Annotated in this window: 21 protein-coding genes and 1 pseudogene; 11 read left to right on the top strand and 11 right to left on the bottom strand. The window is 56.0% G+C overall.

The annotated features are described in order from the left end of the window. Positions 1-346: 346 nt before the first annotated feature. Both WH298_RS23675 and WH298_RS23670 read right to left on the bottom strand, forming a co-directional pair. A complete protein-coding gene (locus WH298_RS23675) occupies positions 347-898 on the bottom strand; it encodes a C40 family peptidase (protein WP_007889009.1) in 552 nt (183 codons plus the stop codon). 239 nt (positions 899-1,137) lie between these two features. After that, positions 1,138-2,112, bottom strand: coding sequence for an isopenicillin N synthase family dioxygenase (locus WH298_RS23670; RefSeq protein ID WP_007889007.1), 975 nt, complete (start codon positions 2,110-2,112; stop codon positions 1,138-1,140). 506 nt (positions 2,113-2,618) lie between these two features. Here WH298_RS23670 and WH298_RS23665 point away from each other — a divergent pair. Both WH298_RS23665 and WH298_RS23660 read left to right on the top strand, forming a co-directional pair. After that, a complete protein-coding gene (locus WH298_RS23665; RefSeq protein ID WP_202883447.1) occupies positions 2,619-3,587 on the top strand; it encodes an ABC transporter substrate-binding protein in 969 nt (322 codons plus the stop codon). 6 nt (positions 3,588-3,593) lie between these two features. Next, the gene (locus tag WH298_RS23660; RefSeq protein WP_180824279.1) at positions 3,594-5,012 is read left to right on the top strand and encodes an amidohydrolase family protein; all 1,419 of its coding nucleotides are present in this window, start codon (positions 3,594-3,596) and stop codon (positions 5,010-5,012) included. 7 nt (positions 5,013-5,019) lie between these two features. Here WH298_RS23660 and WH298_RS23655 read toward each other — a convergent pair whose 3' ends face one another. Next, positions 5,020-6,540 carry an MDR family MFS transporter gene (locus WH298_RS23655; RefSeq protein WP_180824278.1) on the bottom strand — a complete coding sequence of 507 codons (1,521 nt, stop codon included), beginning with the start codon at positions 6,538-6,540 and terminating at the stop codon, positions 5,020-5,022. 79 nt (positions 6,541-6,619) lie between these two features. On the opposite strand from WH298_RS23655, the gene WH298_RS23650 reads away from it, so the two are divergent. The 7 genes and pseudogenes from WH298_RS23650 (at position 6,620) to WH298_RS23620 (ending at position 11,083) form a co-directional block, all read left to right on the top strand. After that, positions 6,620-7,297, top strand: a complete 678-nt coding sequence (locus tag WH298_RS23650; protein ID WP_180824277.1) for a TetR/AcrR family transcriptional regulator — start codon at positions 6,620-6,622, stop codon at positions 7,295-7,297. A gap of 178 nt (positions 7,298-7,475) precedes the next feature. Continuing rightward, positions 7,476-7,718 carry a type II toxin-antitoxin system antitoxin HipB gene (gene hipB, locus WH298_RS23645; RefSeq protein ID WP_180824276.1) on the top strand — a complete coding sequence of 81 codons (243 nt, stop codon included), beginning with the start codon at positions 7,476-7,478 and terminating at the stop codon, positions 7,716-7,718. A gap of 20 nt (positions 7,719-7,738) precedes the next feature. Continuing rightward, positions 7,739-7,864 (top strand): annotated as a pseudogene (locus WH298_RS23640) (HipA N-terminal domain-containing protein); the annotation flags it as partial. 210 nt (positions 7,865-8,074) lie between these two features. Beyond that, positions 8,075-8,641 (top strand): peroxiredoxin, encoded by a 567-nt coding sequence (locus WH298_RS23635; RefSeq protein WP_180824275.1) that lies wholly within the window; start codon positions 8,075-8,077, stop codon positions 8,639-8,641. 15 nt (positions 8,642-8,656) lie between these two features. After that, complete coding sequence (locus tag WH298_RS23630; RefSeq protein WP_180824274.1) at positions 8,657-9,892, top strand: protein-disulfide reductase DsbD family protein; 1,236 nt, start codon at positions 8,657-8,659, stop codon at positions 9,890-9,892. Positions 9,893-9,909: 17 nt separating this feature from the next. Continuing rightward, entirely contained in the window at positions 9,910-10,467 is a 558-nt protein-coding gene (locus tag WH298_RS23625) for a sigma-70 family RNA polymerase sigma factor (RefSeq protein WP_007888995.1), read from the top strand. Continuing rightward, positions 10,454-11,083 carry an NrsF family protein gene (locus WH298_RS23620; protein WP_180824273.1) on the top strand — a complete coding sequence of 210 codons (630 nt, stop codon included), beginning with the start codon at positions 10,454-10,456 and terminating at the stop codon, positions 11,081-11,083. The genes WH298_RS23625 and WH298_RS23620 overlap by 14 nt, the downstream gene beginning before the upstream one ends. Positions 11,084-11,123: 40 nt before the next feature. On the opposite strand, the gene yiaK is transcribed toward WH298_RS23620, so the two are convergent. Together yiaK and WH298_RS23610 are read right to left on the bottom strand one after the other, a co-directional pair. Beyond that, positions 11,124-12,143, bottom strand: a complete 1,020-nt coding sequence (gene yiaK, locus WH298_RS23615) for a 3-dehydro-L-gulonate 2-dehydrogenase (RefSeq protein ID WP_180824272.1) — start codon at positions 12,141-12,143, stop codon at positions 11,124-11,126. Further along, entirely contained in the window at positions 12,124-13,689 is a 1,566-nt protein-coding gene (locus tag WH298_RS23610; protein ID WP_180824271.1) for an MFS transporter, read from the bottom strand. Before WH298_RS23610 ends, yiaK begins: the two co-directional genes overlap by 20 nt. A gap of 427 nt (positions 13,690-14,116) precedes the next feature. On the opposite strand from WH298_RS23610, the gene yahO reads away from it, so the two are divergent. Beyond that, positions 14,117-14,386 (top strand): DUF1471 family periplasmic protein YahO, encoded by a 270-nt coding sequence (gene yahO, locus WH298_RS23605; protein WP_007888991.1) that lies wholly within the window; start codon positions 14,117-14,119, stop codon positions 14,384-14,386. 136 nt (positions 14,387-14,522) lie between these two features. On the opposite strand, the gene WH298_RS23600 is transcribed toward yahO, so the two are convergent. After that, complete coding sequence (locus WH298_RS23600) at positions 14,523-15,590, bottom strand: SDR family oxidoreductase (protein WP_180824270.1); 1,068 nt, start codon at positions 15,588-15,590, stop codon at positions 14,523-14,525. A 100-nt stretch (positions 15,591-15,690) separates the two neighbouring features. Here WH298_RS23600 and WH298_RS23595 point away from each other — a divergent pair, with 100 nt between their 5' ends. After that, entirely contained in the window at positions 15,691-16,593 is a 903-nt protein-coding gene (locus WH298_RS23595) for a LysR family transcriptional regulator (protein ID WP_180824269.1), read from the top strand. A gap of 90 nt (positions 16,594-16,683) precedes the next feature. On the opposite strand, the gene WH298_RS23590 is transcribed toward WH298_RS23595, so the two are convergent. The 5 genes from WH298_RS23590 to WH298_RS23570 are packed head-to-tail and all read right to left on the bottom strand — an operon-like array spanning position 16,684 to position 21,808. Further along, complete coding sequence (locus WH298_RS23590) at positions 16,684-17,334, bottom strand: methionine ABC transporter permease (protein WP_049851713.1); 651 nt, start codon at positions 17,332-17,334, stop codon at positions 16,684-16,686. Further along, positions 17,318-18,418, bottom strand: coding sequence for a methionine ABC transporter ATP-binding protein (locus tag WH298_RS23585; RefSeq protein WP_180824268.1), 1,101 nt, complete (start codon positions 18,416-18,418; stop codon positions 17,318-17,320). Before WH298_RS23585 ends, WH298_RS23590 begins: the two co-directional genes overlap by 17 nt. 2 nt (positions 18,419-18,420) lie before the next feature. After that, a complete protein-coding gene (locus tag WH298_RS23580; RefSeq protein WP_049851714.1) occupies positions 18,421-19,227 on the bottom strand; it encodes a MetQ/NlpA family ABC transporter substrate-binding protein in 807 nt (268 codons plus the stop codon). 20 nt (positions 19,228-19,247) lie between these two features. Next, a complete protein-coding gene (locus WH298_RS23575; RefSeq protein ID WP_180824267.1) occupies positions 19,248-20,609 on the bottom strand; it encodes an LLM class flavin-dependent oxidoreductase in 1,362 nt (453 codons plus the stop codon). Beyond that, the gene (locus WH298_RS23570) at positions 20,606-21,808 is read right to left on the bottom strand and encodes an SfnB family sulfur acquisition oxidoreductase (RefSeq protein WP_009128397.1); all 1,203 of its coding nucleotides are present in this window, start codon (positions 21,806-21,808) and stop codon (positions 20,606-20,608) included. Before WH298_RS23570 ends, WH298_RS23575 begins: the two co-directional genes overlap by 4 nt. Between the last annotated feature and the right edge of the window lie 9 nt (positions 21,809-21,817).

Raw genomic sequence — 21,817 nt, 5'->3', positions numbered from 1 at the left:
GCTGCAGCGCGGGTGTTGAGGCGACATCCCAGCCCGCTGAGCGAGTGAGGGATTCCAGGGCGAGCCGCAGGGATGCGGCGAGAGGCGGCGCTGAGCAGGAGCGAATCGCCGCCGGTCCGTCAGGAATTGCGAGGGAGCGAAGGCACCGCGAAGCGGCGGGATGGGCTGGCGCAGGGCCCGGGAGTGCAGAGGGCGCGGCCAGGCGTCCTCTGCTCGGTCGCCGCACGGCATGACTGAAACTGCCTCAGCCGATGGCGAACGAAAGTCGCTCAGCGCTTAACTGATCGGCATTACGCCATAAATGGCGCCCCAATTCCCGGAGGTGCGCATTAATGCGCACCTCGATTCAGACTTTGTTTTTATAATTGAAACTAATCTGAGAGTTCTGTTCTTTCGGCAAGCGTCGTGCCTCTAAATAAACCGATTTCCAGTACGGATTATTTAACGATGAGCGCATAACACCTTGGCTTACTGACGCATGCAGGAACTGATGATCGGTGTCATAAAAGCCGACGTGCAGCTCGCGTTTAATACGGAAGAAGACTAAATCGCCGGGCTGTAAATGCGCTTGATCCACCGGCTTGCCCATGGCAATTAACTCTTTGGTGGTGACGCGATCCATTGGAATATTGAAGCGATCTTTTAGCGTGCGCCAGACAAATCCGGAGCAATCAACACCGGTTAATTGCGTGCCGCCCCACTGATATTTGGTCCCTTCCCACGAATGCATCTGATCGTGCAGTGCGGCAATCACCGGAATTAAATCGGGCTGCTTGCCGCCCTCTGCCGAGGTATCAACGCTCTCTTCAGCAGGCACATGCGAAGACTTAGAAGAACAACCGGCCAGGGTGAAAATAAACAGGCAGGCGATAACTTTGCTGGCGGCAGAATTGATCATGTGTTGGTGTTTTCGCTGAGGGAAACTGGGATGAGTGATTTATACCGTAAAGAAGTTGCAGAAATAAATAGCCTCGCGCTGAAATCTTTTAATTGCCGCTTGGTTTTACCTAAGTTTACGCTTCGGTAACATCTTGTATTTGAGTTAAAAATCTATTTTCCACACTGCTAATTTTTTGTGCAGGAGAATATTTGTTCTCCTGCACAGAATGGCATCAATTTCGGCTTACAACTGTAAGTTTAATACTTGCCGGAGAAGTTCGCGCTAATACGCTGGGCCAGATAATCCTGCGCGGAAATAGGCGGATATTTTTTCTCCGGTCCCTCAATAATGACATCTTCATTGGCCTGGCAGAAAAATGCCAGGCTGTAGCGCGCCGGCACCGATTCTCCCGGCAGCGGATTACTGACGCGATGGAAATTTGACGGCAGTTTATCGTCACTCCAGCGCATTAACATATCGCCGATATTACAGGTGATTACGCCTTCGAGCGGCGGGATCGGCGTCCATATTTGCTCCTCCATCTCTCTGCCCGGACACACCTGCAAACCGCCCTGCCCATCGCGCTGGAAAAGCAACGTCAGGCAATCAAAATCGGTATGCGCACCGGCGCGCCACGGACCATCTGGCTCACCGCTGATGGCAAAATAATGCAGCATACGCAGCGTGCTTTGGTAGGTCTCGCGCGAAGGCTCATGCGCTTTAGCGAAGAAATCGTCGGGGAACCCTAGCTTCAGAGCAAAACATGAAAGCAAACGCATGCCGACTTCCCAGCACTGACGTTCAAACTGCAGCACATCGTGCTGGAAGTCGGGCAAAACGTCATCAGGCCATAAACCTTCCATACGCGGACGCGTTACCTGATATGACTCTTTTTGATCGGGTTTGCCGGTGGAAGGACGAATTTGTGCGCGATATTCCCAGCCCGCATTGCGGCGCAGCGGATGGCGAGCTTTAGCGCTTTGCGGCAACGCAAAAAAGCGTTCTGCATTAGCAAAAGCCGCAGTGATGTCGTCGAGTGGAATGCCGTGTCCGGAAACCTGGAAAAAGCCAATTTCGGTGGCGGCCTGCCACAGTTGATCGGCAATTTCCGCTTTACGTTCGGCAAAATTGGAGAGATCGATGATGCGCACATCGCGCGCCGCTTCGATGCCGCGCGCGCCCATGCGCGATTCTTTGGTCAGTTCATGCATAGCAAAAGTGGTCTTTTCCATTAGTGCACCTCGTTATTGAGCAATAACGGATGACCTGCCGGCAAAAGGCGGTCATCCCCGCGCCTGGCGAATGCAACAGGCGATCGAGCAATGACCCACCGAATGAAACCACGGCTGACAGCTTCTACTCACTTTAAGCCAAGCAAAGCCTGTGCCAGCTCGATATAGCACGCACAATCAATGATTTAAAGGAAGTGACGCATCCTGTCTGCACAAAGCCGGTGCAAAAAGTGCAAGCATGCATCCTTAACGCGCAGCGGCTGAGAGAAATGTGACTGCCTTGTTGCTGTAAAGAGAATTTATTCAAAGGGTTATATCAATGGCACGCCGTTTGCTAAATCCCCACTGAGTATAAGCGGTCAGCGTGACATCAGATTCACGCAGGACATTGCTCTACAGCAATAGCTGTACCTCGTCAGGGGGCGGTGCTTTTAGGCGCCGTGATGCATGTCATACGCTGGCATCCCCTGATGACGACAACAAACTCAACGTTTATTGGGGGTTTTATGACAATGTCGCGTTTCCGTTTCTCTTTATTTATTGCGTTACTGAGCACTTCTGCACTGTCGCATGCCGCAGACAAACTGGTATTGCAAACCACCTGGGTCGCGCAGGCGGAGCAAGGCGGCTATTACCAGGCTGTCGCGACGGGCATCTATAAGAAATATGGGCTGGACGTTGAGGTGCGCTCCGGCGGCCCGCAGCTGAATAACATGACACTGCTGCTGGCGAATCGCGCCGATGTGATCGTCAGCTATGACCTGCAAGTGTTACAGGGCGTTGAACGCCATTTCCCACTCAAAGCGATAGCCGCGCCGTTTCAGTTCGATCCGCAAGGCATTGTTACCCATGGCGATGTGAAGTCATTGGATCAGCTCAAGGGCAAAACCGTGCTGGTGTCAGCCAGTGGTCAAGCCAGCTGGTGGCCGTGGCTCAAAGGTAAATATCAGCTGCAGGATGGTCAGGCGCGCCCTTATACCTTCAACATGCAACCTTTCCTCGCCGATAAAAACACCGCGCAGCAGGCTTACGCCACCTCTGAAGTTCAGCAAATCAAAGCCGTCCAGCCCGACAGCCAATTCTATCTGTTTGCCGATTATGGCTATCCGGCGTACGGCGGCATCCTGGTTACGCGTGACGATTTGCTGCAAACACAGCCCGACGTGATGAAGCGCTTTGTCACCGCATCGATGGAAGGCTGGAAATCTTACCTCGCCAATCCGGCGGCGGGGAATGCACTGATCAAAAAAGAGAACCCGCAAATGACCGATGCCATTCTGGCCTTTGGCGTGTCACAAATGAAAGCGCTGCACCTGATTGACGGCGGCGATGCCGCGAAACAGGGGCTGGGCGTGATGACGGATAAACGTTGGCAGGCGACGCGTGACTTTATGGTCAACGCCGGTTTGCTAAAAGCCTCAACCGATTGGCAGAGTGCTTTTAGCACGCAGTTCGTCCCGGCAAAAGCGGAGTGAGGTGACATGAGCCAACTGTTAATTAAAAACTGTGCTGCGATACTGACCGGCGACAAACAGCATCCACGCAGCAGCGCGCGCGATATTCGCATCCGCGATGGCCTGATTGTGGCGTTGGGTGAACTCAACGCCGTCAGTGAGGAAACCGTGATCGACGCGCGTGATTGCGTGGTGTATCCCGGCTGGGTCAATACGCATCATCATCTGTTTCAATCGTTGCTTAAAGGCGAGCCGCAGGGTCTGAATCTTAGCCTTGGTGGCTGGCTTGCAGCGACGCCGTATCGTTTTCGCGGCGCATTCGATGAAGGGACATTTCGCATTGCCGCGCGCGTCGGCCTGGTCGAGCTGGTACGTTCCGGCTGCACCACCATCGCCGATCACCACTATCTCTACTGGCCCGATATGCCGTTTGACGGTGCCGACATCCTGTTTGAAGAGGCCGCGAAACTCGGTGTGCGTTTCGTATTGTGTCGCGGCGGCGCGACGCAAACGCGCGGGCTGGAGAGCGACTTGCCCACCGCGCTACGTCCGGAAAATTTCCACAGCATGATGGCTGATGTTGATCGCCTGGTGGCGCGCTATCATCAACCGCACGATCGGGCGATGCGCCGCATCGTGATGGCGCCCACCACCACCCTGCACTCCACCACCCCGCAGGAGCTGCGTGAAAGCGCGCGCCTGGCTCGCCAGCTCGGCATTCGCCTGCACAGTCATCTCTCCGAAACCGTTGATTACCTCGACGCCGCCCAGGCGAAATTTGGCATGACACCGCTGCAGTTTTGCGCTGAGCATGACTGGATTGGCGACGATGTCTGGTTCGCGCATCTGGTGAAACTACTGCCGGAAGAGATTGCCATGCTGGGTGCAGCGGGTAGCGGTATCGCACACTGCCCGCAAAGTAACGCGCGTCTTGGCAGCGGCATTGCCGATTTAGTGGCGCTGGAACATGCCGGCGTGAAAATTTCCATTGGCGTGGATGGCGCTGCATCGAACGAAGCGGCAGATATGCAAAGCGAAACCCATGCTGCCTGGCAGTTACAGCGCGTACGCAAAGGTATGCTGGCGCAGCCGCGTTATGCGGGCGGAACCTATGAGGGCGGTGGCGATGCTGCCAGTATTGAAGACGTAGTGCGCTGGGGCACGTCCGGTGGTGCGCAGGTATTGGGGTTGCGCACCGGTCATATTGCGCCAGGCATGGCCGCCGATATCGCCGTCTACCGTCTCGACGATCCGCGCTATTTCGGCCTGCACGATATCGCCATCGGCCCGGTTGCCAGCGGCGGACGCGCCCGGTTAAAAGCGCTGATCTGTGATGGGAAACTGCTGATGCAGGATGACGTCATCCCGGGGTGCGATCTAGCGGAACTCGGCCGCGACGCTGCGCAAGCGGTGAAAAAATTGCAGCAGCGCGCGGGCGTTTTATAAGCCGTATTTATGCCGCTGTGTTTTTCTTCCGCAGCGGCGCTTCTGGCAGAAACAGTGAAAGCACAAAGGCCAGCAACATCACGCCGGTCGCCATTTGGAAGGCAGCGTGCACCGCACCGCCAAACACCTGAAGATAGGCTTGCTGTACGTCATACGGCAGTTGATGCACGGCATTGGGATCGAGCGCGCGCGGCAGCGCTTTGCCTTGCTCCACCAGCGTCGTCAGACCCGATTTCAGCACCTGACTAAACACTGCACCAAACAGCGCTACGCCAATCGAACCGCCAACTGAACGGAACAGCGTTACGGATGAAGTTGCTACGCCAATGCTGTCTGGCGTCACCGTGTTCTGCACCGCTAGCACTAATACCTGCATCACCATCCCCATTCCCATGCCCAATACGCAGGCAAACAGATAGATATGCCACAGCGGTGCAGAAAGGGTCAGCGTGGTGAGCAGCCCCATGCCGATGGTGGCCAGCAAGGTGCCAGCAATCGGGAACAGGCGATATTTGCCGGTGCGGCTAATAATGCGCCCGCTGACGATGGAGGTGATGAGTAATCCTCCCATCAACGGCAGCAGCTGTAAGCCTGCTTCTGTCGGCGTTGATCCTTTTACCACCTGCAAATAGAGCGGTAAAAAAGTGACGCTACCAAACAGCGACATACCGACGATAAACGCCATCAAACTGGCGAGCGAGAAGCTGCGATTGCGGAACAGCGATAGAGGAATAATCGGTTCCCACGCACGGCGTTCTTCATAAATAAAGCCGATCACCCCAATTACACCAAACGCCAGAATGCACCACAGCAGCGGATCGGACCAGGCGCGCAAGGTGCCGCCTTCGCTGGTGAACAGCGTGATGCCGACCAGCGCCATGCTAAGAAATACCGCACCGGGATAATCAATCTCGTGCGGTTTGCGCTTATTGTCGGTTTTGAACACCGCATTGATGATCACCAACGCAAACAAGCCTAGCGGCAGATTGATATAGAAAATCCAGCGCCATGAGGCGTGCTGCACGATAAAACCGCCCAGCAGCGGACCAATAACCGTCGCCAAACCAAAGACGCCGCCAAACAGGCCCTGATATTTGCCGCGATCCTGCGCTGGAATGACATCCGCGACGGCGGCCATACTCACTACCATCAAGCCGCCGCCGCCCAATCCTTGCAGCGCACGCGTGAAGATGAGCTGCTCCATATTCTGCGCCAGACCGCACAGCGCCGAGCCGATAAGGAACAGCACCACCGAGATTTGCAGCACAGTTTTACGGCCAAACAAATCGCCAAACTTACCGTACAGCGGCACCACGATGGTGGAGGCCAGCATATAGGCGGTAACGATCCACGACAGGCGATCCAATCCACCCAGTTCGCCGACAATGGTGGGCAATGCGGTTGAGACAATGGTTTGATCCAATGCAGCGAGCAGCATGACCAGTAATAAAGCGCTCATCAATAAACGGACGGAAGGAGGATTCTCCTCCCCGCGATCCGACTGCGGCACGCGTGTTTGGGGTTTCATAACAGACACCAATTGAAATTAATTAAATACACAATTAATATTGATCGCAGTCTGACATGAATCAAGTGAGCGCGTAAAGATGACCGCACAAAAAGTCCCTGCTGACAAAATGGCCAATGCTGCCAAACCACGCCGCCCTGGTCGTCCACGCGGCGGTGCGATCAACGTGCAGCAGCGCGAACACCTGCTGGATATCACGCTGGAGCTGTATGCTGAAAGCGGTATTGGCGAGACATCGCTCAATGCGATTGCGCGCAAAGCAGGTGTCAGCCCGGCGATGCTCAATTACTATTTTCAATCACGTGAATCGCTACTGGATATTGTGGTTGAGGAGCGTTTCTTACCGTTACGTCAGCGGCTGGTTTCCCACTTCATGGACGACCCACGTGACCCTGTCACCACTTTTAGCGCCTTTATCCGTGAAGTGGCGGATATTGTCACCACTTACAACTGGTTTGCCCCGCTGTGGATGCAGGAAGTGATGCAAGGCGAAGGGGGTTTAGGCCAGCACATTAAAAAGCGCTTTGGTCATGGCGAGCGTGATGAAGTGAAAAAATTGATTGAGGGCTGGCAGCAGCAAGGATTACTCAATGCGGATCTGGAGCCACAGCTGCTGATGACGTCGATTCTCAGCCTGGTGCTGGTGCCCTTCACCCGCTTTGCTAACGATCCCGCTTACAATCGTGACATCATCGTCCAGCATACCTTGAGTCTGTTTTGTCAGGGGATAAAACCACAAAAACTCGCCGCATTTTAGAGATTGAATACTATTTCTTATATTTCAATGTGTTATCCAAAAATGGCCGAGTACATATCTTTCATTATCCCTTACAGGGGATACGCATTATTTTATCCTCTCTAAGGGATAAGGTTATCTCTATCCGCTACTGAGGATAATTGTCCTCAATCATGCTTCACTACGAAGAGAATCCGAGATGATTTACAGTCCACGCCAACTTGCAAATCATGTCAGGCTGATTCGACAGAAGAACCATTGGACACAAAGTGAACTGGCGCAAAAAGTGGGTCTCAAGCAATCCACCATTTCTCACTTTGAAAACAATCCCGATCTGACCACGCTGGCAACCTTATTCAAGATTTTACAATCGCTTGATGTGAGCATGGGTGTGCAGGAAAAAGGCGAGGACGCTGCGCCAGCTCAGGAGAATGACTGGTGAAACAGGAATTAATCACCCGGATGAACGGCGGACGAGTTGGTGTGCTTACTCGCAATACCAACGGTGCACATACGTTTCAGTACGATCCTGGCTGGTTGGGAAATAGGCTGGCGAGGCCGCTATCACTTTCATCACCATTACAGCGACCAAAATGGCGCAGCTAATTGAACGCGTGGCGAAAACCCTGTCCAAGGATTTTCCGCTGCATATCGCTGAATCCCTGTTTGAGAACAGCATGCGCATGTTGGCGCGCCTGCAAAAATAATTTTTCTCTAGCGAAACTTTCCTCTCTGCTCCAGCGAACTGAACGATTGAGTCACCCAAATCGGAACTCCCCTACTTCGCAGGAGCAGATAATGAAACGCATGAAATCCCTCGTTTGTACCCTGACCATCACGGCAGCACTTGGCTTGTCCGCGTTCAACGCCGGTGCCGCATTGCCGGTCGGCGCGAAAGCACCTAACTTCGAACTGCAGGGCGCGTTAGCCGGTAAGCCGTTGACCTTCTCGCTGGATAAAGCGCTGCAGAAAGGCCCGGTAGTGCTCTATTTCTTCCCGGCGGCGTTTAGCAAGGGCTGCACCCTCGAAGCCCATGATTTTGCTGAAGCCACTGATAGCTTCACCAAAATGGGCGCCACGGTGATTGGTGTTACTGCGGGCAATACCGATCAGGTTAGCGACTTCTCCAAACTGGAGTGCCGCGATAAATTCACCGTAGCAGCCGATCCCGGTGCGAAAGTGGCGGCGCAGTACCAAACCACCATGCAGATGAAGGGCAAAACCCTGTCCGATCGCACCTCATACGTGATCGCCCCCGATGGCAACATTCTGCTGAGTTACACGGATAGAAACCCCGATACGCATATCGAGAAAGCGCTTGCCGCCGTTAAGCAGTACGACGCTTCTCATCCGCAGACTAACTAAAAAAAGAGGCCAGCGATGTTAACCGCCATGCTGGCCGCCTTCATCGGCGGCATCATTCTCAATCTCATGCCCTGCGTGTTTCCGGTAGTCTCGCTGAAAGCGCTCGGCCTGTTACGCCATACTGACAACGCCGCCAGCGCGCGCCGTGAAGGTTTGGGTTTTTTACTCGGTGTTGTGGTCACCATGATGGCGCTGGCAGGTATCTTACTGGCAGCGCGTGCCGGTGGTGCGGCGGTGGGCTGGGGCTTCCAGCTGCAATCCCCGCTGGTTATCGCCTTGCTGTCGCTGGTGATCCTTGCAGCCGCGCTTAACTTGCTTGGCGTGTTTGAAGTGGGCTTATCGGTTCAGCGTGTGGGGGGCTCGGTTGATGTGGGTCGCGGTGCGTTTACGCGCTCAGCCCTGACCGGCGCGCTGGCGATTATCGTCGCGACACCCTGCGCCGCACCCTTTATGGCCAGCGCCATCGGCTATGCACTGGTACAACCGCCTGCCGTAGCCTTGGTGATTTTCTTTGCATTGGCGCTCGGCTTTGCTGCGCCGTTCACGCTGGTTTCACTGTTCCCGGCGCTGGCTAAATTCCTGCCGCGTCCCGGTGCGTGGATGGATGTACTCAAACGCGGCCTGGCGTTCCCAATGTTTGGCGCTTACGCGTGGCTGGTGTGGGTGCTGGCACAGCAGGCGGGTAGCGCAGCGCTGGCCACTTTGCTGGCAGCCTCGGTCGTTGTCGCCTTCGCCGGCTGGTTGTACGGTATGGCGCAACATCGTCACTTTGCCGGTAAAAGTCATAAAGTGCTGTTTGCGGTAACGGCAGTGCTGATTGTCGCGGTCATCGCCCCGCTCCCCAGCCTGATGAAACCTGGCGCGGGACTGGCGGGCGATCAACTTACGGCAGACGTCATTAAAGCCAAATGGACGCCGCAAGCAGTTGCAGCGCAGCGTGGACACGGTAAAGCCATCTTCGTCGATTTCACCGCTTCCTGGTGCATCACCTGCCAGGTGAACGAGAAAACCTCGCTCTCCACCCAGGCGGTGAAAGATGCCTTAGCCAAAACCGGCACGCTGTACATGGTGGCAGATTCCACTAAATTTAACCCGGACGTGGATGACACCATGAGTGAGTTCGGTCAGGGCGGATTACCGATGTATCTGGTTTACCCCGCCGACGGCGGACCACCGAAAGTGCTGCCGCAGGTGCTGACACCGAGCATTGTAGTGAATGCGCTAAACCAGGCGGCGAGCAAGAAGGCGTAAGAACAACAAGGCGGATTATGCAAACAAGCGATAGCGCGCGCGAAAGTTGGCCCGCGCTAATGGAACAGGCGCAGGCGGGTAATCAGCTCGCCTATACCCGACTGCTAAAAGCGCTGGTGCCGGTGATTCGTTCGCAAGTGCGTAAACAGATCTCTGATGAGGCGCTGGTTGAAGATGTGATTCAGGATGTGCTGCTAACGGTGCATCGGGTGCGTCACACCTATAATTCCGCCTACCCTTTTTTACCCTGGCTGCTGGCAATTATCTCGGCGCGCGCCATTGATGCACTGCGGCGACGGGGTCGTCATCAGCAGTGGGAAGTGAATGACGAGGCACTCCCGGAAGCGGCCAGCGCCCCCATTGCGCCGCGGCAGGAGTCGCAGGAAGAGCTGGCCGGTTATCTGCGACAGCTACCGGCGCGTCAGCGCGACATTGTTGAACATGTGCATCTGCGCGAAATGAGCCTGACGGAAGCGGCCGCGCATAACAATTTAAGTGTGTCGGCGGTGAAATCGCTGCTGCACCGCGCATTAACCAATCTGCGCCGCTTTGGAGCCAATCATGACCGATCATGAGCTGTTAATTGAAAAACTCGGACGCGAGATGCGCCCGGTTAAGCCGCTGCGATCTACCGGCTGGCGCGTCTTCGCCTGGCTGCTGCTGGCGTTACCCTGCGGGATTGCCGCCAGCCTATTGGTGCAGCGCAGTTTCACCGATTGGGCACAGCCCGGCGCGCTGCAGGCAATGTCTCAACTGGCGCTGGCCTTTGTACTCGGCACGCTGGCGATCCGCAGCGCCTTTGATATGAGCATCGCTGGACGTCGCAGCATCAGTTGGAAAGCGCTGCTGCCGATCGGTTTGCTGTGGCTGGGCATGAGCCTCAGCCAGATTCCCGGCGAAGTGCCGCTGGTGCACGACAACGACAGCACGCGCTGCTTTACCTTTCTGCTGGTGGTGAGCACACCCATGATGGTGCTGATGATCGCCAGCCTGCGCCGCACCCGCGCGCTGCATCCGGTACGCAGCTTAGCCATGGCAGGACTGGGCGTTTCTTGCATGGCGGTGACGCTACTGGCATTTTGTCACCCGGTGCATCTGCATCCGCTGGATTTTGTCATGCATCTGGCGGCGATCGTGACGATTGTGGCGATGACGGTGCTGGTGGGGAAGCGCTGGGTGACGCTGAAGTGAAGACGAAATAAACAAGGGGGATTTTAATCCCCCTTGCATCTCAACCGCCCGCTGCCAACTGCTGCACTTCACGCCAAACGCCCTCATCCACCGGAATGCCTTCCGATCTGTTACGTTCACGCGTGGCTTTTTGACGCTGACCCGGCCAGGTGACGCTGCTAAATCCTTCCGCCACAGCGGATCCATTCACATACTGCTGGATAGTTTCAGCCAACTGCTCAGTAAACGCTTTGCCGCTTAGCTGCGCGGGATCGAACACCATAAAGATCTGACTAGCGCCGGTACAGCTGCCTTGTTGGATAGCATCGATCTCAGCAGTACAGCTGCCCCCCGACAGCAGCGCAGCCATCGCATCCAGCAAAATCGCCATGCCGGAGCCCTTCCAGAAACCGGTGGGCAGAATGCGCATGGATTGCTCGATGGGCGCGGGATCGCGGGTCAGGTTTCCTTGCTGATCAAAGCCGCCAGGATACGGCAGCTGTTCTCCTTGCAGACGCGTCACCTGCAACTTGCCATACGAATATTGTGACATCGCCATATCCAGCACCAGCGGCCCCTGCTTGCCTGGCACCGCCATCACAAAAGGGTTATTCCCGAGGCGAGTATTTTTACCCCCCCATGCTGGCATGCAGGATTCGGTGTTAGTCCAGCAAATCGCTGCCATGCCTTGCTCTGCCGCACGCCAGCCATAGGTGCCTCCACGCATCCAGTGCGTTGTGTTGCGCATGGCCACCAGCCCCATCCCGTGCTCACGCGCTAACTCTGTCGCGCGATCGACAGCCAGAACAGCATTGGTAATGCCCGCTCCGCGCTGTCCATCCCATACTTCCATTACGGAAAGACTTTTTACCCGTTCCGGCACCGCATGCGCATCAACCCACCCCTTTTGCAGGTAATCGACGAAGCGCGCTACCCGGTTGAGGCCGTGCGACGGAATACCGTCACAGCTGGTCTCAGTATGAATTTGTGCGCACAGTGCGGCGGGTTTAGCCGCCATTCCAGCGTTGAGCAGGGCCTGTTCGATGGTGGACTGCATGATCTCAAAGGTTATGCGTGTCATGTTGCTGGTTTCCTTTAGCCGTAAGGTTTTCAGCGCGTGGATCAATGCGCTGCATAATATCGTTCTTGCCCCATAAACTGGCCCACGGCCAGCCGGTAAGTTTTTCGGCCACTGCGCGCGTCTCAGCGGACGCTTCAGCGCCATTGCCACCTGCGTGACGACGCTGGATCTCGGCGATTAACAGCGCGTGATTGTTGCGATTCAGGCTGAAGCCGCGTGCGCTAAATAGGCCGACGACGAGGAAGATCAGCGCGCCAATACCAAACACCAGCGCGATGCCGTGAACGGCTTCAGGTGGCTGGCTCACCGCACCTTTGCCGGCAAAACCATAGGATTGCAGTACCAACCCAACGATAAACAGCGCCACCGCCTGCACCGCTTTGCGCACAAACGTCATCACGCCAGCAAAAATGCCTTCGCGACGCTGGCCCGTCAGCATTTCATCCACGTCAGGAATAAAGCTGTAGATGTTCCAGCAAACGTACTGCGTCCCCGAACGTCCCATTCCCATCACAATGGCCGCACCCCATACCATCCACATCTGCGCGCTATTGCCAAACGCGTAGAAACTGATAAACAGCGCCACGCTGGTCAGCATCAGGTACTGCGCCAGCTTATAGGCCGCGCCGTTGCCAATATGAATGCAGAACGGAATCCACGCCGCGATGCAGAAGAACTGCACTACTGACATAAAGGTCATGCTGTTAGCGGCATCGATGGCGCTATGGCCCAGGACAAAGATGATGTAATAAGCCAGCACGGCACCAAGTACATCGAGCGCCACATAAGCCCCGAGATACATGCCAACATGCTGACGGAAAGTACGCACCTGGAAGGTGGAGAGCAGTGAACGAAACAGCGCTTTCATATCGCGCTTGAACTCAACCGGCGCAGGCTTCTCAGTGATTTCAATGGCGCGCTCCCAGGTAAAGAAGTAGAGCCCAAAAATCACGATAGCGAAGAGCGTGGCAAAGATAACCGCCATATACAGGAAGGAGGATGACGCATCATCACCCAGCACAGCAATAATTGCCCCTGGAAGCCAGGCGGCAAGAATGCCCGCGCCCATGGAAAAGAACATGCGGACGCCGGTGAGACGGGAGCGCACATGGAAATCGTGGGCCATTTCTGCCGCCAGCGTTTCGTAAGGCACGATAACCAGCGTGTAGCAGGCGTAGAACAAGATGTATGTGGCGAGGTAGTAAGCGAATCCCATGTCGCTCACCCACATCATGATGTAGCTGAAGAACACCAGCGGTGCGCCGATCAGGAAGAAAAAGCCACGGCGACCAAAGCGCTGACCAAGACGATTGCGCCAGAAGTGGTCCGTGACATAGCCCATTAACGGATCAAAAAAGGCGTCCAGCAGCCGTGCGAAAGCGATAACGGCACCGGCTTCTGCCGGGCTTAATCCGCCGTAAGTGGTGTAAAAATACATTAGCCAGAGGCCAAGTATCGTGAAACTGCCGCCACCAAAAACATCGCCGCCGCCATAGGCCAGCATGTTTCTCAACTTGATGGGTTTCTCTTCGGAACGGTTAATCATCAGCAGCACCTTGTCAGGAGTTATGCGTTAATGATTTACATTTGATTAACTGCCATACAAGAATGTTTCTAATGTTTTGTGAGACTCAACCACTTTTCACCATGAGGGTTCGATTAAATTGTGACCGGCAAGAGGTTTTGGGGATAACCATGAAATTGCGGATTGACCAGGCGGTCCTGTGAGCTGCACTGACGATGAGAAAAAGAACGCTCCAAATCGGCATCGGCGTGCTACCAGAATAGCTCTGCTGGATGGGGTGGTACTGAAGTGAAGTAGTAATACCTATAAGGTTATTGTTTTGATGCGAGACACACGAAGCAGAAGATTAAAAATTAGCGCAGTCACATGGTAAAGGTCACATTTGTAAACTATAAAATAATAGCAATAAGAGAACTATTCCCATCATTTACCTCATCCAAGGACACGTATGAAAAAATTAATTTTCGTATTATTAGCAAGCTCATTATCATTTAGCGCCTTTGCTGCAGAGCTAATGACAAAAGTAGAGTTTGAAAAGGTCAAAGATCAGTATGTTGAGGTGGGCGAGATTTCTACCTCAGGTGAAACCGATGCTGCCAGTGCTAAAGAGGAGCTGTCGAAAAAGGCCGATGAAAAAGGTGGCGATATTTATATTGTTACCTCAGCGAATACCAATAACAAAATATATGGTACCGCCATCGTCTACAAGAAAAAGTAATGGCAAAAACGGCCTTAGCATGGCGTTATAATATAACTAAGGCTTAGGCCGTTCTTTTTTCTTTATAAGTCTGGCCCGCCATATTGCAATAAAAAAGGGCGATTCCAGCGAACCGCCCTTTTAATTCAGCGAGCTTTTACTGCGGAATGACCTTCTCCGCCTTCAGCCGATCAAACAGCTGTGTGAATGAATCCAGCGTGGAACGATAGCCGGTGAAGCCCGCTTTGCGGCTCTTGCTCATGTCGGTAAAGGCTTCCATCGGACGGCCCAAATCGGCATCGGTGTGCCACCAGGATGCGAGCTTAGTAATGTCCGCTTCGCGCAGCTGATAACGCGCTGCCACATCACGCCAGGCGTCCGCCGCTTCCTGCATGCGCCCTTCCAGCGGCATCATCTGCGCCGGATACGCCGCCGCTTCCACGCCGAAATAGGCCGCCAGACGTGGCCACAACCAGTTCCAGCGGAACACATCACCGTTCACTGCGTTGAAATCCTGATTGGCCGCTTCGGCCGCCGTCGCTGCCCACAGCAACTGCTCGGCCAGCAAACCGGCATCGGTCACATCGGAAACACCGTTCCACTGCTCTGGCGAGCCTGGGAAAATAAACGGCAAGCCCTGCTCGCGACACAACGTGGCGTAAACCGCCAGCGTCTGGCCCATATTCATCGCGTTACCCAGCGCAAAACCGACGATGGAGTGCGGACGATGCACGCTCCAGCGATAGCCATATTTCTCCGCACCGGCAAAGACTTCGTCTTCCTGCGCGTAATAGAAGTTATCGACCGGCTGACGACCCTGCTCCTCGCGGAAGGGCGTAACCGGTACCGCGCCTTTACCGTAGGCTTCGAAGGGACCGAGGTAATGCTTCAGGCCGGTTACCAGCGCCACATGCGCGCCATTCAGGCGTTCACCCAAGGCTTCAATCACGTTACGCACCATGCCGCCATTAACGCGAATGTTCTCTTTCTCATTTTCCTGACGCGACCACACGCTAAAGAACAGGGCATCCGGCTTCTCCTGCGCCAACGCGGCACGCACCGCGTCTGCATCCGTGAGATCGGCGGTCAGGCTGCGACAGCCTTCCGGCACCGCGCCGCGTCCACGTGATAAGCCGCTTACCTGCCAGCCTTCGCGCTGCAGTTTTTCTGCCAGCGCGCGCCCAATAACGCCGCTGATGCCTACAATCAATGCCTGCTTTTGCATTTTAATTCTCCTCAGTTTCAGTAATGATGAGTTTAATAGAGAATTAAATTCCTATCTCTGGCATTAATTCACGGCATTCACAACCTGAGTTCACTAATCAATGCACGATCAACGCCTGAAAGATATCGTCCCCTTTGTCGCCAGCGTGGAGAGCGGCAGCTTTGCCGCGGCTGCCGAGCGTCTGCACTTAACCGGTTCCGCAGTGAGTAAGAGCGTAACGCGGTTGGAAACACGCCTCGGCTCGCGCCTGCTGGAGCGTACCACGCGCAGCCTGAAACTCACCGACGCTGGCAACGCTTATTACCAAACCTGTTTGCGCATTATGGAGGAGCTGGCTGAAGCCGAAGCGGTGCTGGCGGCGCAGCGCACCATTCCCTCTGGCCGCTTGCGCCTCGCGGTGCCGAATACTTACGGTCGCCTCAGCGTGATGCCGCTGTTGATTCCCTTTTGTCAGCAGCATCCGGATGTCGAACTGAATCTGACGTTTTCCGATCGTTTTATCGATCTCTTTGACGAGGGAATTGACGTGGCGGTGCGCATTGGCGGATCGCCCGATCTGCCCGCCTCGCTCGGCTGTCGCCAGATGGGTCGCGAACGCATGGTGTTTTGCGCCTCAGCGGATTATCTGGCGCGCGTCGGTCGACCGAACAGTGAAAGCGAGCTGTTACAGCATCAGGCGATCCTGTATGAACGCGTCGATGGCAGCACCAAACCGTGGTTATTCACTACCGAAGATGGTTATCCACACTGGCGCAACGTGCCGCACCGTATGGCGCTGGGCGATGTGGATGCACAAGTGCAGGCGGTGTGTGGCGGGCTTGGCGTCGCGCAGATGCCATCATGGTTGATACGTGAGCCGCTGGCGCGCGGCGATCTGCAGATCATTCTGCCCGAACAGCAGCCGGAAGGTTTAGCCTTAACGCTGATCTGGCCGCGCCGCAAACAGCTGCTTCCCAAAGTCGATGCGTTGCTGGCAGCGCTAGGGGAACTGCAGATCAGATAGCAATACGAAGGTCAACAGAGCGCGATGAATCGCGCCGCTACAAATACATGCACATATCGTAGCGGCGCAATTTATTGCGCTTTTTTAATTTCAGCGGTGATTTAGCCTGCGCGACAACCTGTCGCCAAAAAACTGCAATACCGTGACCAACGCCACCAGCACCACAATCACCGTCAGCATCACCTGCATATCAAAGCGCTGATAACCATAGCGATATGCCAGATCGCCCAAACCACCGGCACCAATCGCGCCGGCCATCGCGGAGGCATTAATCATCGTCACCAGCGTAATGGTAAATCCGCTGACGATGCCCGGCCGCGCTTCGGGCAACAGCACATGCCATATAATATGCCAGCGATGAAAACCCATCGCCTGCGCCGCTTCGGTCAATCCTTTATCCACTTCACGCAGGCTCACTTCGGCGATACGCGCAAAGAACGGTGTTGCCGCCAGCGTGAGCGGCACTACCGCCGCCCACACGCCGTAGGTGGTGCCGACGATCCAGCGGGTAAAGGGGATCAGCGCCACCATCAGGATCAAAAACGGAATCGAACGGAACAGGTTCACCACCCAGCCAAGCACACGATTCAGCAGCGGACTGGGAAACAGATCGCCGCGTCCAGTCACCACCAAAATCACCGCCATCGGCAAGCCCAAGGCCAGCGCCAGCAGCGACGACACGCCAACCATCAGCAGCGTATCCAGCAGCCCCACCCATAAACGATCAATAGCCAGTGACATAGCCCGGAATCTCCAGTTGGTCAGCAACAGAGGTTAATAGTGCACGCGCAGCGTCAGATTCATGGCACGCTTCCAGCAGCAGCAACATCTGCCCGGTCGGTTTGCCATCCACCCACTCCACCGCGCTAAACAGCAGAGTCAGCTCACCGGCAACGCGCGTACTGAGCGCGGCCAAATCCGGCTGCGCGCCTTGTCCGGTGTAGCGCAGCCGCACCAGCAGACGCGAATCGGTACGCTGGCGCATCGGCGTCAACAGCGGTTGAATCGCTTCCGGCAGCGCGCTGAATTGCGGATTCAGCAGTTGCCGCGTGGTCTCCTGCTGCGGATCGCTATACACCTGCCACACCGGCCCGCGCTCAATAATTTCGCCCTGATCGATCACCGCCACCTGATGACAAAGATCGTGTACCACGTCCATCTCATGGGTGATCAAAATGATGGTGATGTGGCGCTGTTGATTGATCTTCTTCAGCAACGCCAGAATCGCGCGCGTGGTTTCCGGATCGAGCGCCGAGGTTGCCTCATCGCACAGCAGCAGTTCAGGATCGTGCACCAAGGCGCGCGCAATGCCGACCCGCTGCTTCTGGCCGCCGGACAGCTGCGCAGGCCAGGCGTGCTGGCGCTGTTCCAGCCCCACCAGCGCCAGCAATTCATCCACCTTGCGCCGCCGCTCAGCCGCAGGCACGCCCGCCACTTTCATCGGCAGCTCAATGTTTTCACGCACCGTTTTGGCAGAGAGCAAATTGAAGTGCTGGAAAATCATGCCGGTACGACGTCGCCAATCTACCAGCTGACGATCGCTCAGGCTGCCGAGATCGATGCCGTCAATCACCACCTGCCCGCTTGTCGGATTTTCCAGCCGGTTAAGGCAGCGAATCAGCGTTGATTTTCCGGCGCCGCTGCGGCCAATAATGCCGAAAATCTCGCCGCGCTTAACCTGCAGATCGACCGCTTTCAATGCGTCCAGGCTTTGTCCGGGATAGCGTTTACTTAAGCCGCGAATCTGCACGTGCACTCTCCCTGCCGTCTCGGCCGTCGGTGACAGCAACGCATCGCGCTCGCCGGGTAGCGTCAGGCTAACCATGCTTACTGGCTCCAGCCCGGCTGATACAGCTTGCCGTAGAAGTCATCCAGTTTGGCGCGCACTACCGGTGAATGCTGGTAGATATCGACAAACTTCGCCAGGCGCGGATCGTTCTGATGGCCATCACGAATCACGAACTGAATCACATATTCCGGATGCTCAAGGCCATCAAACAGCAAGGCCTTGTTGGGATCGATGGTCTTCGACAGGCGCAGATAGTGCGGATAGCCTTGCGCTAAATCGACTTCATCCAGCGATCGCGACAGCTGCACCGCTTCCACTTCGATAATCTTCAGATGCTTTGGATTGCTGACAATGTCATCCACGGTCGATTTGAGACCCGCGCCCGGTTTCAGCGTAATCAGTTTGGCTTTTTGCAGCAGCAGCAGGCCGCGCGCGCCGTTGATCGGATCGTTAGCAATTGCCACCGTGCCGCCATCGGGAATCTGGTCAATCGCAGTATGTTTTTTCGAATAGAGGCCGATATTGTTGATGATGGCGGGAGCAAAAGGCACCAGATGGAATCCGCCCTGCTGGTTGGCGTTCTCAAGGAACGGCTTATGCTGGAACAGGTTGACGTCGATGTCGCCGTTTTCCACGCTGACGTTTGGCGCCGTCCAGTCGGTGAACTCCACCAACTCAACGTTCAAACCCTGTTTCTTCGCTTCGGCCACCGCTGTTTCCAGCGGCGGCGCAAAGGCGGCGGTGGTGCCGACTTTCAGCGGTCCGCTGTAGTTCTCGGCAGCGACGGCGCTAAACGCCAGCAGTGCGACGCTGGCAGCCAGCGCGAATTGACGTGCAATTTTCATATCAGATCCCTGAGGTTAAATTAACGAAGGTTAACGCCGTCGCGCCAGCGTGCCGCCGGATGACGATCGGGCAAACGGTCTTGCTGTTGAAAGATTTTTTGCCGTAACGAACCGGGCTGATAGGCGGTTTTAAAGCGGCCGCGCTGCTGCAATTCCGGAACAACCAGATCGATAAAATCACGGTAGCTCTGCGGGTTGAGGATGCGCGTCAGGTTAAAGCCGTCGATATCGCCTTCATCGATCCACTTGATCAACGCATCGGCGACCTGGCTCGGATTGCCGACGATCAGCGGATAGCGGCTGCCCATCGCGTGCTGCTCCAGCAAGCGACGACGCGTCCAGCCGCTAAAGGCTTTGCTTACCGATTCTATCGCGCGCGTGTCGCCGGTCTGAATCGGCTCATCCAGCTCGAAGGCCGCCAAATCCAACCCAATCGAGCTGGAGAAGTGGGCGATGCCGGCTTCCGGGCTGGCATAGTCGAGATAGCTGCGCTGCTTCTCCTGCGCCTCACGCTCGGTAGGCGCCACAATCACGCTGACGCCCATAAAGATGCGCAGATCGTCAGGATGGCGTCCGGCAGCCACCGCCGCCTGACGCAGACGCGTGGATTGCTCGCGCATCGCCGCCGGGGACGCCGCATTAACAAAGCTGCACTCGGCATGACGCCCGGCAAACTGCACGCCGCGCGTCGAGGAACCGGCCTGAAATAGCAGCGGCGTGCGCTGCGGTGATGGGCTGCTGAGGTGATAGCCCTGCACCTGATAAAACTCGCCCTGATGATTGATTTGCTTGATCTTGCTGGCATCGGCGTACAGACGATTGGCCTTATCCTGTACCAACGCATCGTCCTGCCAGCTGGCTTCCCACAATTTGTAGGTGACATCCAGAAACTCATCGGCCTGATCGTAGCGGCGATCGTGCGCCAGCAGCTGATGTTGGCCCATGGCGCGCGCGGCGCTATCAAGATAACCGGTGACGATGTTCCAGCCGATGCGCCCATTGGTCAGGTGATCGAGCGTGGAAAGTCGGCGCGCGAACGGATATGGCGCTTCATAACTCAGGTTGGCGGTGACGCCAAAGCCCAGATGCTGCGTAACGCTCGCCATGCCGGAAATCAGCATTAGCGGATCGTTAACCGGCAGCTGAATCGACTCTTTGGCGGTCAGGCCAATGCCCTGCTGATAGACGTCATACACACCGAGAATATCGGCGATAAACAGCCCATCAAATAGCCCGCGCTCCAGCAAACGCGCCAGATCCAGCCAGTAATCGAGCGAATTGAAATCCACTGAACGATCCTGTGGATGCGTCCACATGCCGTGATGAATGTGCCCAACGCAGTTCATATTGAAGGCGTTAAGCAGAATCTGTTTTTGACTCATATCGTTCCCCGACGCGGTGGCAGCACGCCATTCAGCAGGTAGTTGCCAATCGCCGGATATTTCCAGCGTACCGGATCGTGCAGGGTGTGGGTGCGCGCATTACGCCAGTGGCGGTCAAAGTTGTGTTCGCGCAGGCTGGAACGCGATCCGCCCAGTTCAAACAGCAGATTACTGGCCTCCAGCGACACTTCAGTGGTCCAGGCGCGCGCCTTCGCCACGTCGACTGAAGCTAGCGCCACGTTTTCCGCACTGGGTTCGCGCTGCGCCACGTCAACGGCGTCACCGGCAATCGCCAGCAGCGCATCACCTGCGCTAAGTCGCGCGGCAAGGCGACCGGTACGATCGAGCGTCAATGGGTCATCGCTGGCGCGTTCCACACCGCTGTCCGGCCACGGACGTGCACGCTGGCGCAGAAAATCAAGCATGTCATTAAAGGCTGCACGCGCGATGCCTTGATCGATGGCGGCATGCATAATCTGCGCAAACGGCCCAACGGTGCTCGGCCGTTCAAACGCCGTCTGGAATGGCACCACATCTTCCGGCGCAATCGCCACATCGCGGAACTGCACGCTGCCGCTGCCGGTGGTGCGCTGACCAAAGCCGCTCCAGTCATCGATCACGTTGACGCCTGGCTGCTGGCGCGGCACAAACACCAGCTGTTCTTTACCGTCATCGGCAATCGCCAGCGTCGGAATACGATCGGCGTATAACGCACCGGTGCAGTAAAACTTGTTGCCGTTGAGACGCAATCCCTCAGCCTGCTGCGAAACTGCAGTCGATCGCTGATGCGCGGCCGGCGAGCTGAACTCCGCCAGCGCATTGCCATGATGCACGCCGTCCAGCACCTCGGCATACAGCCGTTTTTTCTGCGCCTCGCTGCCGTTGATGCGCAGCACTTCCAGCGCGTAAAAATGGTTCTGCGGCACCTGACCAATCGAACCGTCGGCAGCGCTTAACATCACGAAAATCTCAGCCAGTTCAGCGCTAGAAATCTCAATGCCACCGAAGGCGCGCGGCACGGTGATGGCACCTAGCCCGGATTGAAACAGCTGCTGCAACTCGGTGTGCGGCAGCTCACGTTCGCGGTCGCGCTGGGATGAACCGGCACGAAAACGCGCCGCTAATTCCTGCGCCACCTGTAACGCTTGCTGGGCTGTCGCGATGCGCGTCGCGCGCTGTTTAGGCAATACCTGCGTCATGGTTGCTCC

Origin of the sequence: Pantoea nemavictus, from assembly GCF_037479095.1 — a bacterium.
In the GTDB taxonomy this organism is placed as follows: Bacteria; Pseudomonadota; Gammaproteobacteria; order Enterobacterales; family Enterobacteriaceae; genus Pantoea; species Pantoea nemavictus.
This window is presented reverse-complemented; position numbering and strand designations above follow the sequence as displayed.

What these genes read in the sequence shown, in the direction of transcription:
- WH298_RS23675 (WP_007889009.1), bottom strand. Translation starts at nt 898, where the DNA reads ATGATCAATTCTGCCGCCAGCAAAGTTATCGCCTGCCTGTTTATTTTC.
- WH298_RS23670 (WP_007889007.1), bottom strand. Translation starts at nt 2,112, where the DNA reads ATGGAAAAGACCACTTTTGCTATGCATGAACTGACCAAAGAATCGCGC.
- WH298_RS23665 (WP_202883447.1), top strand. Translation starts at nt 2,619, where the DNA reads ATGACAATGTCGCGTTTCCGTTTCTCTTTATTTATTGCGTTACTGAGC.
- WH298_RS23660 (WP_180824279.1), top strand. Translation starts at nt 3,594, where the DNA reads ATGAGCCAACTGTTAATTAAAAACTGTGCTGCGATACTGACCGGCGAC.
- WH298_RS23655 (WP_180824278.1), bottom strand. Translation starts at nt 6,540, where the DNA reads ATGAAACCCCAAACACGCGTGCCGCAGTCGGATCGCGGGGAGGAGAAT.
- WH298_RS23650 (WP_180824277.1), top strand. Translation starts at nt 6,620, where the DNA reads ATGACCGCACAAAAAGTCCCTGCTGACAAAATGGCCAATGCTGCCAAA.
- hipB (WP_180824276.1), top strand. Translation starts at nt 7,476, where the DNA reads ATGATTTACAGTCCACGCCAACTTGCAAATCATGTCAGGCTGATTCGA.
- WH298_RS23635 (WP_180824275.1), top strand. Translation starts at nt 8,075, where the DNA reads ATGAAACGCATGAAATCCCTCGTTTGTACCCTGACCATCACGGCAGCA.
- WH298_RS23630 (WP_180824274.1), top strand. Translation starts at nt 8,657, where the DNA reads ATGTTAACCGCCATGCTGGCCGCCTTCATCGGCGGCATCATTCTCAAT.
- WH298_RS23625 (WP_007888995.1), top strand. Translation starts at nt 9,910, where the DNA reads ATGCAAACAAGCGATAGCGCGCGCGAAAGTTGGCCCGCGCTAATGGAA.
- WH298_RS23620 (WP_180824273.1), top strand. Translation starts at nt 10,454, where the DNA reads ATGACCGATCATGAGCTGTTAATTGAAAAACTCGGACGCGAGATGCGC.
- yiaK (WP_180824272.1), bottom strand. Translation starts at nt 12,143, where the DNA reads ATGACACGCATAACCTTTGAGATCATGCAGTCCACCATCGAACAGGCC.
- WH298_RS23610 (WP_180824271.1), bottom strand. Translation starts at nt 13,689, where the DNA reads ATGATTAACCGTTCCGAAGAGAAACCCATCAAGTTGAGAAACATGCTG.
- yahO (WP_007888991.1), top strand. Translation starts at nt 14,117, where the DNA reads ATGAAAAAATTAATTTTCGTATTATTAGCAAGCTCATTATCATTTAGC.
- WH298_RS23600 (WP_180824270.1), bottom strand. Translation starts at nt 15,590, where the DNA reads ATGCAAAAGCAGGCATTGATTGTAGGCATCAGCGGCGTTATTGGGCGC.
- WH298_RS23595 (WP_180824269.1), top strand. Translation starts at nt 15,691, where the DNA reads ATGCACGATCAACGCCTGAAAGATATCGTCCCCTTTGTCGCCAGCGTG.
- WH298_RS23590 (WP_049851713.1), bottom strand. Translation starts at nt 17,334, where the DNA reads ATGTCACTGGCTATTGATCGTTTATGGGTGGGGCTGCTGGATACGCTG.
- WH298_RS23585 (WP_180824268.1), bottom strand. Translation starts at nt 18,418, where the DNA reads ATGGTTAGCCTGACGCTACCCGGCGAGCGCGATGCGTTGCTGTCACCG.
- WH298_RS23580 (WP_049851714.1), bottom strand. Translation starts at nt 19,227, where the DNA reads ATGAAAATTGCACGTCAATTCGCGCTGGCTGCCAGCGTCGCACTGCTG.
- WH298_RS23575 (WP_180824267.1), bottom strand. Translation starts at nt 20,609, where the DNA reads ATGAGTCAAAAACAGATTCTGCTTAACGCCTTCAATATGAACTGCGTT.
- WH298_RS23570 (WP_009128397.1), bottom strand. Translation starts at nt 21,808, where the DNA reads ATGACGCAGGTATTGCCTAAACAGCGCGCGACGCGCATCGCGACAGCC.